Raw genomic sequence first — 11048 nt, 5'->3', positions numbered from 1 at the left:
GCCCACACCATCAGCGGGGATGGTCACCACTACCTGAGTGCGGGGTGCACCTGCGGTGGTCATCGCCGCACCGATCGCGGCCTGATCGAGCAGTAGCTCCAACCCGTCCGCACGACGCTGCCCGACATCACGGCGGTCGTCGGCCCCGTCGGGTTCGGGACGCGGACAGGAGCGTTCGTCGATCATCGCCAGGAACTTCTCGCCGATCACCGCCGTCACATCGCCGGTGATCGCGACCCGGCCTTCGTCGGTCACTCTGGTGTGCAAGGTGTTCAGCGACGCATCATCGGCCGGCGCGACCGCGTGCGGATCGTCATCGGCGACCCGCGTGGCGATGCTCCGGGCGTGAGTGTTGATCTCGGCGGGGGTGGCCCCGGAGAACGCCTGCGCCAGTAGTTCGCTCTCGAACACCGACCGGTCATCGTCGGACAACGCAGTCGCTGCCTGTTTGTCGATGGACGCGATACCGCGGACCACTGCATCAACACACTCGGCCGCGAGATACCCGTCGGCGGCGCAGTCAGCGACTTTCGGCAACGATCCCAGTCCGGCGGCGATCCGTGCACCGCGGTGCGCGGCCGTCGGGGGTAGGCCGATCTCGATCAGCCAGGATCGGGTCGTCGACCCTGCTCGCGCCGGTGCCCCCGAATCCTCCAACAGGGCGATGTGGACGGCGATCTGGTGATCGAGGACGTTGCGCAGCACGCGTAGTTCGTCGAGTCGCTCGACTACCAGGCGACCACTCCCGTCGTCGGGCGGGGGTTGTAGACCAATGAGGGTGTCGCGGAGCTCGGTGATCGAGGACATGAGACCAATGTACTCGCCAAAACGTTCGACGACGAGGTTTGTCCACAACCTATCTGCCGTCGAATCAAGCTGTGCGGCAGTCTATGTCACACGAACATCAGTGGTGAACCGCAGTGAACCGTGGTGAACAGAAACCCCACCAGTCACACGGTGGCTAGCCGAGCATAGGGCCCGGGTTCACCACCGACCTCGGAGCGCACGAAATCTGCAGTGCCATCTCGTCGCCGGCGGCCTTCGCGCTGGGGACCTGAGGAGCCTGTCCGCTCTGCCAACTGCTCGGGGATTGGCGGGGCCCGTACTCGCGGTGCTCGAGTTCAGGGAGCAGTGGTCGCGACCCCCCGCGCCGACCACCGCCCTTCCTGGTGGGCGATCTCGATCGGGTAATCGAAGCACTCGGTCACCAGGGCCGTGGTGAGAATGTCGTGAACCGGCCCCGCGGCGAGGATCCGGCCGCCGGTCACCAGCACGGCATGCGTGGTCGTCTCGGGAAGTTCCTCGAGGTGATGGGTGACGAGCACCGTCGCGAGATCGGGATGTGTCCGGTGCAGCCGGTCGACGGTCTGCAGAAGACGCTCGCGGGCAGCCACATCGAGGCCGGTCGACGGTTCGTCGAGCAGCAGGAGTCGAGGATCGGAGAGCAGCGCGCGGGCGATCAGGGTCCGGCCGCGTTCGCCCTGCGACAGGTTCGTCCACGGCGCCGACGCGAGCGCGCTCAAGCCGAGCATCTCGATCAGTTCGTCGGCGCGGGCCAGTGTCTCCGATGCGGGTTCCCGGTGGTCCATCAGCTCGGTCGTGCCGGTCGCACCGGTCAGCACCACCTCGCGGATCGACAGCGGCGACCGCAGCGGATGCCGCGGATTGACGTGGCCGATGGACTCGCGCAGCTTCCGGGTCTCGACGCGCCCCAGTTGGTGTCCGAGGACATGGACGGTCCCCCGCGTCGGATGCTGTTCCGCGCCACATAGGCTCAGGATCGTCGACTTGCCGGCGCCGTTCGGGCCGATGAGCGCCCACCGCTCGCCGGCGTGGACGGTGAGGTCGATGTCCGCGAGGATCGCGCGGGACTGCCGCACGAAGTCGACCGAATTCAGGCGCAGGACTTCCGGAGTCGTCACGGTCCGAAGGTACCGGACCCTTCGTGACGGCCCTCCGCAAGCTCCGGGCCTCCTCAGGGGGCGGGGGGGTGACGGGCCGCCCTGCGCTGCCTGAGGTGTGAGGAGCGCCAGCGACGAGCCTCGAAGGCCCGGCGGCCGCGGCCCCTAGCCCAACGACCCGAGAGCCTTCAGCCGTTCGTGCGCCTGGGTCATGATCGACTGGATCAACTCGTCACAGCTGGGCAGGTCGTCGATCATGCCGACGACCTGGCCGGAGGCGAGCACGCCGGCGCGGGTGTCACCTTCGACGAGGCCGGCCTTGAGCAGCATGGGGGTGTTGCCCGCCATGATGACCTGCTGCCACGTGCGTTCGCCCGACTTCTTCATCGTGCGCCCGTCTTTGAGCATCGTCGTCCAGCGCATGCCGGTCATCTGCTTGAACTCGTTGGCATTGCGGGCCGCGGCGACGAGGGCCCGGGCCGGGCTCCCGCTCTCGAGCGCCTCCACCAGCGGGGTACGCAACACGCGGTGCGGCATGCCGTCGACCTTGACCGAGACAACGGTGTCGCCGAGACCGCGGGCGAGGTACTCCTGCTTGACGGAGTCGGGCACGGCACTGTCCGACGTCAGCAGGAACCGGGTGCCCATGGCCACGCCCTGAGCCCCGTAGGCGAGTGCGGCGGCGAGCCCACGGCCGTCGAAGAACCCGCCCGCGGCGACCACCGGCATGTCGATACCTTTGGCGGACAGCGCATCCAGCACCGACGGCAGCAGCAGGGTGGTGGCGACCGGTCCGGTGTGACCACCGCCCTCGCCGCCCTGGACGATCACTGCGTCGGCACCCCACGAGGCGACCTTGACGGCATGTTTGGCCGCACCGATCGACGGGATCACGACGATGCCGTTGTCCTTGAGCTTCGCGATCAGTTCGGGTTTCGGGGCCAGCGCGAAGGAGGCGACCTTGACGCCCTCTCGGATCAACAGGTCGATGCGTTCGGGGGCATCGGTCGCGTCGGCACGCATGTTCACACCGAATGGCTTGTCCGTCAACGATTTCGTCTTCGCGATGGCCGCCTCGAGTTCCGCGAACGTCATCGTGGCCGACGCCAGGATGCCCAGCCCGCCGGCGTTCGAGGTTGCCGAGGTCAGCGACGGTCCGGACACCCATCCCATGCCGGTCTGGACGATCGGGTACTCGATGCCGACGAGCTCGGTGAACGACGTCGACAGTCCGGCGGCGCGCGCGGGACTCGGTTGTGCGCTGGTGGGACTGCTCATCGGACTTCCTTGTTGCGGATGCCCTTCGGGTCGAGGACGTCCCGGATCAGACCGAGCTCCTCTGCCGTCGGCCGGCGCGTTTCGGGTGCGTCGGCAACGCCTTCGACCTCGAAGCCGGTGTTCTCGGCGACCTCGTCGGCGCCGACCCCGGGATGCAGGGACAGGGCCCGCATGGTGTGGCCTGGTCCGCCGAAGTCGAAGACGCCGAGGTTGGTGACCACGCGATGGATGTTCAGGTCGTCGAAGGCCGGGTTCTCCGGATCAACCTTGTCGAAACCGACGCCCGACACGATGTCGACGGACTCGCCGAAGACGCGCGCGGTGTGGCGGGCCACCCAGTAGCTGGTGGGGTGGTTGATGGTGTTGCCGGGCGCGCCACGCACACCGAACATCTGACGAGTGGGGTGCTGCAACGGACCGAACGCCGACAGGTTCTGATTGCCGTGCCGGTCGATCTGGTTGGCGCCCATGACAACATGGCGCCGACCCGATGCCACGACGTCGAACACCTTGCGGAACGGCATCCACCCCTCGATCGGCCCGGTCTTCCCGATCGGCGGGGTGTCGGCGAGGATCAGCGCCTCGCCGTCGGTGATCAGCAGGTCGGGTTCGGTGGTGAGACGCGCGAGCCGGGCGCCGAGCAGGGGAGTGGGCGCCATCGGCGAGGCCATGATCTCGCCGGCGCCGGCGAAGATGTCGGCGCAGGAGATCACGCAGTACTCGGCGCGGGTGGGTTCATCCGTACCGGACGATTCACCGGGCGTGGTCGCGGTTTCGGCGGTGCTCACTGTCCGGTCTCCTTCTGCTCGTCCTGCCAGGCGGTCACTTCTCGCTGGTAGGTCTGTTCGTCGACCTGGAGGAATCGGCGCGAGAACGCGTCCCAGGTCTCGGGCTCCTTCGCCGACGCCACATAGAACTGCTGGAACTTCTCGTCCCGGCCGTACTCCCCGGCAAACGTGAAGTGAGCGCCGTTGGGCGCGTGGACGACGCGGTCGACGGCCATTCGGTTCAGCAGAAGACGTTGGTGTGGGACGGTTTTGACGAGCACCTCGGTGGAGACGATCTGATCGGCCTCGAGATAGCGACGTTCGGCGGCCGCGCAGTAGAGGTCGTCGAAGTACGGGTCGACCCCGGTGTAGGCGGCATTGCCGTGGGCATCGGCCAGATCCAGGTGCACGAAGGCGGCGTCGAGCTTCAGTGCCGGCATGGCCACCAGCGTCTGCGTCCGGCCGTCGGCGTCGGGATAGGGCGAGGTGACGGTCTTCAGCTCACCCTCCCAGAAGTTGAGGACGTCGGAGCCGAGGCCGGCACGAATGGGCAGGAACGGCACGCGTGCGGCGGCTGCTTCGAGGCCGCATTTCACCATGCCCTCGTCCATCTCGCGTACCTCGATCTCGCCGTTGGTGCGCGCCTTGGCGAACCACGGATCGTAGAACGGAGCCGAGTCGAGCGAGACGAAGCCGTAGTACGCGCGGCGCACCTTCCCTGCCGCGCAGAGCAATCCGAGGTCGGGGCCACCGTAGGTCACCACGGTGAGGTCCTTGACTTCGGAGCGGGCGAGCGCACGGACCAACGCCATCGGCTTGCGGCGCGAACCCCATCCGCCGATGCCGATGGTCATGCCGTCGCGTAGCTCGGCGATGACGTCGTCGAAAGTGCTTGTCTTGTCGGTGGGCATGTCAGGCACGTCCTCCATCCGAGGCGGAATTCGCGGCAAGTGGTTTGCCGGTCGACACGAACGCGTCGCGGTGCTCATCGGCGACGCCGGCCAGGTTCAACTCGAAGGTGTACCCCTGCTCGAGGCGGTAACTCGCCTTGACGTCGACGGGGTCGATGTTGTTGATCGCCTCCTTGGCTGCGCGGATCACGCGAGTGTCCTTGGCGGCGATGGCCTCTGCGACCTCGAGTGCCGCGTCGAGCAGTTCCTCGCGGGGCACGACCCGGTAGACCGAACCGAAGTGCTCGAGTTGCTGGGCGGTGACGTTCTTGGCGGTGAAGTAGAGGGTGCGCATCATGTGTTGTGGCACGAGCCGCGCGAGATGGGTTGCGGCGCCGAGTGCTCCGCGGTCCACCTCGGGTAGTCCGAAGACGGCGTCGTCGGAGGCCACGATGACGTCGGCATTGCCGACGAGGCCGATGCCGCCGCCCACGCAGAACCCGTTGACGGCGACGACGACGGGGACGGCGCAGTCGTAGACGGCACTGAAGGCGGCGGCGCATCCGCGGTTGGCGCCGATCAGGGCGTCGAAGCCGTCGGTCGCCTGCATCTCCTTGATGTCGACGCCCGCGTTGAAGCCCCGACCTTCTGCGCGGAGCACCACCACGTGGGTGGAGGGGTCCCGGCCGGCGGCGGTGATGGCGTCGCCGAGTTCGAACCATGCGGCCGATGGCAGCGCGTTGACCGGCGGATAGTCGACGGTGACGGTCACGATCCCGGTATCGGAACGTGTCGTGGTGATCGGCACGCGGCCTCCTCTCATGGGGCGGTCCGGACAGTCCGAGGGGACTGCGGAAGCGCACCAAGCAAGTGCTTGGTTGTTTGGTAGGGTAGCACCCATGCAGACGCAGTCACAGGTCGAGCTGGGCCTGGTCGGGAAGGTCATCCTGGTCACGGGCGGGGCGCGCGGGGTGGGTGCCGGGATCACCCGCGTCCTGGGTTCGCTCGGCGCCCGTCCGGTGATCTGTGGTCGCAACGCCGACAATCTCGCCGACGACCTCCGCGATCTCGATTTCGTGTCCTGCGATGTCCGCGACGCGGATGCGGTCGTGGCGATGATGGACGACATCATCGGGCGGGCCGGACGCATCGACGGTGTCGTGAACAATGCCGGCGGCTCCCCGTTCGCGCTGGCCGCCGACGCGTCGGTCCGGTTCGCGAGCAAGATCGTCGACCTCAATCTGCTCGCCCCGCTCGCCGTGGCCCGCGCGGCCAACGCGGTGATGCAGACGCAGCCGGATGGCGGTGGCATCGTGAACATCTCGAGCGTGAGCGGCCACCGGCCGTCACCCGGCACCTCGGCCTACGGTGCGGCGAAGGCCGGACTCGACAACCTGATGAGCTCGCTCGCCGTCGAGTGGGCGCCGCGGGTGCGGGTGAACTCGGTCGTGGCCGGCCCGGTCGTCACCGAACAGTCCCACCTGCACTACGGCGACGACGCCGGTGTGGCAGCCGTCGGCGAGACCATCCCGATGGGGCGGATGGCCACGCCCGCCGATGTCGGCAACGCGGTCGCCTTTCTCTTGTCACCACTTGCCGGCTACATCACCGGGTCGACGCTGACCGTCCACGGCGGTGGCGAGAAGCCGGCATTCCTCGACGCCGCCACGGCCGGTAACGCAGTCTGAGACCCGGTGTGCGGTTCGGGGCCGCAGACACTTCGGAAAGGAAGAACATCAGTGACCAGCAAGTTGAATGAGGGTCGTGTCGTCATCGTGACCGGTGCCGGCCAGGGCATCGGACGCGCCCACGCCCTCGCGTTCGCCGCCGACGGCGCGAAGGTCGTCGTCAACGACTACGCCGAGGACCCCGCGAGTGAGGTCGTCGACGAAATCGTCGCCGCCGGCGGGCAGGCAGTCGCGTCGGTGGGCGACGTCGCGGACTGGGATTCGGGTGCGGCCATGGTCGAGACCGCACTCTCCGCCTTCGGACGCCTCGACGTACTGGTCAACAACGCGGGTTTCGTGCGTGACCGGATGCTGGTCTCGCTGTCGGAGGACGAGTGGGATGCGGTCGTCCGCGTACATCTCAAAGGGCACTTCGTCGGTCTGCGGCACGCAGCCGCGTACTGGCGTGCCCAGGCGAAGGCCGGCGACGTTCCGCAGGCGCGCATCATCAACACGAGTTCCGGTGCGGGACTGTACGGTTCGGTGGGGCAGGGCAACTACGTCGCGGCGAAGGCCGGCATCGCGGCTCTGACGATCCAGGCGGCCGCGGAACTGGGGTCGTATGGTGTGACCGTGAACGCGATCGCTCCGGCCGCCCGTACCCAGATGACCATGGGTGCCGGTGAGGCGATGGCCGCTCAGATGGCGGCGCCCGCCGACGGTTCCTTCGACACGATGGATCCGGCGAACGTCTCGCCCCTCGTGGTCTGGCTGGGTTCGCCCGCGGCGGGCTCGGTGACCGGCCGGGTGTTCGAAGTCGAGGGCGGCAAGATCTCGATCACCGATGGATGGCAGCGAAGCATCGAGCGGGACAAGGGCTCTCGGTGGGAGGCCGGCGAGCTCGGCCCGGTGATCGAGGAGATCCTGGCCAAGGCGCCGGTACCGATGCCGGTGTACGGCGCGCGATGACCTCGCCCCGAGATCCCTCGGCCGAGCGGATCGCCGCGGCGCGCGCTTATGTGGACGCCTTGGTGAGTCACGATCCGTCCGCGGTCGTCCTGCACCCGGACTGCACCCGCGTGGAGTTCGGTGTGCGGACCGGGCGCGACGGCGACCACATCGCCCGCAGCCTCGCGCGTGGCCCGCAATTCCGCCTCATCCACCGGATCTCGGACTTCACCGCCACGGTGGACGGGCACAGCGTCACCACGCGCTACATCGTCCACGTCCGACCCAAGACCCTTCGGCTGGGTGCCACCGTGTCCGAGACCTTCGTGGTCGACGAGGACAACCGGATCCGCGCGATCGTCGCCCACTTCGGCCTCCCGCGGCCCCAACGGGCCTGACCGTCCGGCACGCCACCAACAGACGAACCCACCACCCCGAACGGGCGGTGGGTTCGTCGACTGTAGGTGGACCGTCAGGCGCTGGGCGCGCGGACGACCATCGGCACGCCGGGGAAGTACGCCGCCATCTCCGAACGGGACTTGCGTAGCGCTGCGGTGCCGTACCCCGACTTGCGGAACTGCGGGTGGATCCAGATGCGCAGGTCGATCTCGCCGTCCTTCAGTTCGCCGAACACGAAGCCGACCTTCGACTCGCCTTCGACGGCGACCAGCCAGACGGCTTCCTCGGCGTCGACCCGGGCGGTGGCGGCATCGATCTCGGCCGCGACATCGCCGGCGGGAGCGCCCGAACCGTCGCCGGCGGTGCCGATCTCGTTGGTGCGCGCCGAGAACAGTTCGGCGTCGGCGGACGGGTCGAACGGACGGAGATCAAGGGTGTCCCCACTGCTGGCCGGACGTTCGGCGAGCGTGAAGGTGAGGGCGCTGTTGAGGTCGTCGAGTTCGGCCTGGTTCTTGCGGCGGTCGTCCTTGGTGAGCTGGTCGAGCTTCATGTCGAGGATGGCCTCGGCGCCGAGCTTGGATTTGCCGAGCAGGTCGACGATCGCGGTGACGGCCTCGTCGTGATTCTCGGCGTCGACGATGGCATCGAGGACCTCGTGGCGGCGCTCGAGGGCGGTCAGCAGGGCGTCGGCGATGTCACGCCGGGTGGTGGCGAGGTCGAGATCAGTCATGGTTCGATCCTAGGTCACCACCCCTCGCCGGTGGCGGACTTCAGATTCGCGGCAGGCGCATCCGCAAGGGAATGTTAGAACACGTTCTCGTGTCTCATAGTGCGGTTTTGGTGGAGATTCTTCCCTAGAGCTGTAACACGTCCTAGTCTGGTGGTCATGACGAACGAGGGTACGACGACAGCACCGGCCGACTTCGATCACCTGCGCGGGGGCACGCACATGGGCGACCTGATGGTCGCGGCGCTGCGGCGGCACGCCGACCGCACCGTACTGTCGCTCGGCGACACGGAGATGACCGGCGGTGAGATGGCCGCGTCGATCAGTCGGTACATCCAGGCGTTCGAGGGGTTGGGGGCTGGTACGGGAACCGCGGTCGGCCTGCTCGCGCTGAATCGGCCCGAGGTGCTGTTCGTGATCGGCGCCGGCCAGACGCAGGGATGGCGCCGCACCGCACTGCATCCCCTGGGGTCACTCGACGACCACGCGTACGTGCTCTCCGACGCCGGCGTGTCGACTCTCATCATCGACCCGGTGCCCATGTTCGTCGAGCGGGCCGCGGCGCTGCTCGAACGGGTTCCCGGTCTCAAGCAGGTGCTGACGCTCGGGCCGGTGCCGGAGCAACTCGCCGCCCACGCGCGGGACGTGATCGCCGAAGCCGACAACTTCGAGCCGAAGCCCCTTGTCGCCGCGCATCTCTCACCCGACCACGTCGTCTCCATCACCTACACCGGCGGGACCACCGGCAAGCCGAAGGGCGTCATCGGGACGGCCCGCGCGATGTCGACGATGACGCAGATCCAGCTCGCCGAATGGGAATGGCCCGAACACCCGCGGTTCCTGCTCTGCACGCCCCTCTCGCACGCCGGCGCCGCCTTCTTCGTCCCCACCCTCATGAAGGGCGGGTCGATGGTGGTCCTGTCCAAATTCGACCCGGCCGAGGTGCTCCGCACGATCGAGGAGCAGAAGATCACCGCGACCATGCTGGTGCCCTCGATGCTGTACGCACTGATGGACCACCCGGACTCCAAGACGCGCGACCTGTCCTCGCTGGAAACCGTGTATTACGGTGCGTCGCCGATCAATCCGGTGCGTCTCGCCGAGGCCATCGAACGCTTCGGTCCGATCTTCGCGCAGTACTACGGCCAGTCCGAGGCGCCGATGGTCATCAGTTACCTGGCCAAGGGTGATCATCCGGGTCCCGGTGAGGACCAGCGTCGGCTGAGCAGCTGCGGACGGCCGTCGGCCTTCCTGCGTACCGCCCTGCTCGGGCCCGACGACAAGCCCGTCCCGCAGGGCGAACCCGGCGAGATCTGCGTCGCGGGACCACTTCTCGCCGGCGGGTACCTGGGCCTCCCCGAACAGACCGCGGACACCTTCCGCGACGGCTGGCTGCGCACCGGCGACGTGGCCCGCGAGGACGAGGACGGATTCTGGTTCATCGTCGACCGCACCAAGGACATGATCGTCACCGGTGGCTTCAATGTGTTCCCGCGCGAGGTCGAGGACGTCGTCGCCGAACACCCGGCAGTGGGTCAGGTCGGCGTGATCGGAGTCCCGGACGACAAGTGGGGCGAGGCGGTCACCGCGATCGTGGTGCTGCGCAACGATGCCGACGCCGACGACGCGGCGAAGGACCGGATCACCGCCGAGATCCAGCAGTCCGTGAAAGACCGCAAGGGTGCGGTGCAGTCACCCAAGCGGGTGATCTTCGCCGATGCCCTGCCACTGACCGCGCTCGGCAAGCCGGACAAGAAGGCGCTGCGGTCCCAGTACTGGGCCGACTCCGACCGCGGCGTCGGCTAGATCCCCTCTGCTCCCTAATCCGAAAGAAACGACCTGCCCCCTGCTCCCTGAGGAGCGCCCGGAGCTTGCGGAGGGCGCGTCACGAAGGGTCTTCGCAACCGGCTCACCAGGACCCTTCGTGACGGCTCCGCAAGCTCCGGCCTCCTCAGGGAGCGGAGGTTCTTTCGTTGTCCACGACGGCCGCCTGGCCGCAGATACTGAGGTGTGAGGAGCGTTAGCCGCCGGGCCGAGCAAGCGACGAAGGAGCGCATCGAGGTCGACGAGCCACGAAGGGCCTGGTGAGACAGGTTGCGGAGCCCTTCGTGGCTCGCTTCGCTCGCACCTCAGCCTGAATCTTTCACGGGTGGGTGGGGTTTCGCCGATCGGTTGTCGGTGTCGCCTTTTGATGGTTGGTGCTGGTGTGTGGGCAGGGTGGATCGCCAGCGTTGGGTTCGCTGGTTGTTCGGGTTCTGAGGTGGGGTGGGCGGCGGTGACGGGGCGCGGTGACCGAGGGGCTGGTTAGGCGGTGAGGCGTTGCCAGCCGTGGCGTATGTGGTGGTTGTAGGGCCAGTCGGTGGGTAGTCGCAGGGTGGTGGTGCGGGCGTGGGTGATGATCTTGCCGCCGACGGTGAACAGGCGGTGGCGCAAGCGTTTGGGTTCCCAGCGGCGGATGGGGTCGTGGCGGT

General features: G+C 67.8%; 12 protein-coding genes. 4 read left to right on the top strand and 8 right to left on the bottom strand.

What is annotated here, in order from left to right; translation table 11 throughout:
- The 6 genes from AS181_RS24170 to echA20 all read right to left on the bottom strand — a co-directional run.
- Positions 1-807 (bottom strand): DUF222 domain-containing protein (locus AS181_RS24170; protein ID WP_139114276.1); only part of this gene is annotated, 807 nt, incomplete at its 3' end.
- A 314-nt stretch (positions 808-1121) separates the two neighbouring features.
- Entirely contained in the window at positions 1122-1922 is an 801-nt protein-coding gene (locus AS181_RS24165) for an ABC transporter ATP-binding protein (protein ID WP_058253934.1), read from the bottom strand.
- Positions 1923-2066: 144 nt separating this feature from the next.
- On the bottom strand, positions 2067-3179 hold the full coding sequence (locus AS181_RS24160; protein WP_058253933.1) for an NAD(P)H-dependent flavin oxidoreductase: 1113 nt from the start codon (positions 3177-3179) through the stop codon (positions 2067-2069).
- Entirely contained in the window at positions 3176-3967 is a 792-nt protein-coding gene (locus AS181_RS24155; protein WP_058253932.1) for a CoA-transferase subunit beta, read from the bottom strand. The genes AS181_RS24160 and AS181_RS24155 overlap by 4 nt, the downstream gene beginning before the upstream one ends.
- Positions 3964-4857 (bottom strand): CoA transferase subunit A, encoded by an 894-nt coding sequence (locus AS181_RS24150; RefSeq protein ID WP_058253935.1) that lies wholly within the window; start codon positions 4855-4857, stop codon positions 3964-3966. The genes AS181_RS24155 and AS181_RS24150 overlap by 4 nt, the downstream gene beginning before the upstream one ends.
- A gap of 1 nt (position 4858) precedes the next feature.
- Positions 4859-5644: a (7aS)-7a-methyl-1,5-dioxo-2,3,5,6,7,7a-hexahydro-1H-indene-carboxyl-CoA hydrolase gene (gene echA20, locus AS181_RS24145; protein WP_058253931.1), complete on the bottom strand. Its 786-nt coding sequence runs from the start codon at positions 5642-5644 to the stop codon at positions 4859-4861.
- Positions 5645-5735: 91 nt separating this feature from the next.
- Between echA20 and AS181_RS24140 the strand changes: the two genes are divergently transcribed.
- From AS181_RS24140 to AS181_RS24130, 3 genes are read left to right on the top strand one after another with little or no spacing between them, the layout of a single operon-like run.
- Positions 5736-6524 carry an SDR family oxidoreductase gene (locus AS181_RS24140; protein ID WP_058253930.1) on the top strand — a complete coding sequence of 263 codons (789 nt, stop codon included), beginning with the start codon at positions 5736-5738 and terminating at the stop codon, positions 6522-6524.
- Between the two features lie 51 nt (positions 6525-6575).
- A complete protein-coding gene (locus tag AS181_RS24135) occupies positions 6576-7472 on the top strand; it encodes an SDR family oxidoreductase (RefSeq protein ID WP_058253929.1) in 897 nt (298 codons plus the stop codon).
- Positions 7469-7849, top strand: a complete 381-nt coding sequence (locus AS181_RS24130; protein WP_058253928.1) for a nuclear transport factor 2 family protein — start codon at positions 7469-7471, stop codon at positions 7847-7849. Before AS181_RS24135 ends, AS181_RS24130 begins: the two co-directional genes overlap by 4 nt.
- Positions 7850-7923: 74 nt before the next feature.
- Here the strand turns inward: AS181_RS24130 and AS181_RS24125 are convergent, their stop codons facing one another.
- Complete coding sequence (locus AS181_RS24125; RefSeq protein ID WP_058253927.1) at positions 7924-8580, bottom strand: GNAT family N-acetyltransferase; 657 nt, start codon at positions 8578-8580, stop codon at positions 7924-7926.
- 156 nt (positions 8581-8736) lie between these two features.
- On the opposite strand from AS181_RS24125, the gene fadD8 reads away from it, so the two are divergent.
- Positions 8737-10383, top strand: a complete 1647-nt coding sequence (fadD8, locus tag AS181_RS24120; RefSeq protein ID WP_058253926.1) for a fatty-acid--CoA ligase FadD8 — start codon at positions 8737-8739, stop codon at positions 10381-10383.
- 498 nt (positions 10384-10881) lie between these two features.
- On the opposite strand, the gene AS181_RS24815 is transcribed toward fadD8, so the two are convergent.
- On the bottom strand, positions 10882-11048 hold a 167-nt coding region (locus AS181_RS24815), incomplete at its 5' end, for a transposase (protein WP_175404391.1).

This window comes from Gordonia sp. SGD-V-85 (assembly GCF_001456905.1).
Classification (GTDB): Bacteria; Actinomycetota; Actinomycetes; order Mycobacteriales; family Mycobacteriaceae; genus Gordonia; species Gordonia hongkongensis.
This window is presented reverse-complemented; position numbering and strand designations above follow the sequence as displayed.

What these genes read in the sequence shown, in the direction of transcription:
- AS181_RS24130 (WP_058253928.1), top strand. Translation starts at nt 7,469, where the DNA reads ATGACCTCGCCCCGAGATCCCTCGGCCGAGCGGATCGCCGCGGCGCGC.
- AS181_RS24150 (WP_058253935.1), bottom strand. Translation starts at nt 4,857, where the DNA reads ATGCCCACCGACAAGACAAGCACTTTCGACGACGTCATCGCCGAGCTA.
- fadD8 (WP_058253926.1), top strand. Translation starts at nt 8,737, where the DNA reads ATGACGAACGAGGGTACGACGACAGCACCGGCCGACTTCGATCACCTG.
- AS181_RS24140 (WP_058253930.1), top strand. Translation starts at nt 5,736, where the DNA reads ATGCAGACGCAGTCACAGGTCGAGCTGGGCCTGGTCGGGAAGGTCATC.
- AS181_RS24160 (WP_058253933.1), bottom strand. Translation starts at nt 3,179, where the DNA reads ATGAGCAGTCCCACCAGCGCACAACCGAGTCCCGCGCGCGCCGCCGGA.
- AS181_RS24125 (WP_058253927.1), bottom strand. Translation starts at nt 8,580, where the DNA reads ATGACTGATCTCGACCTCGCCACCACCCGGCGTGACATCGCCGACGCC.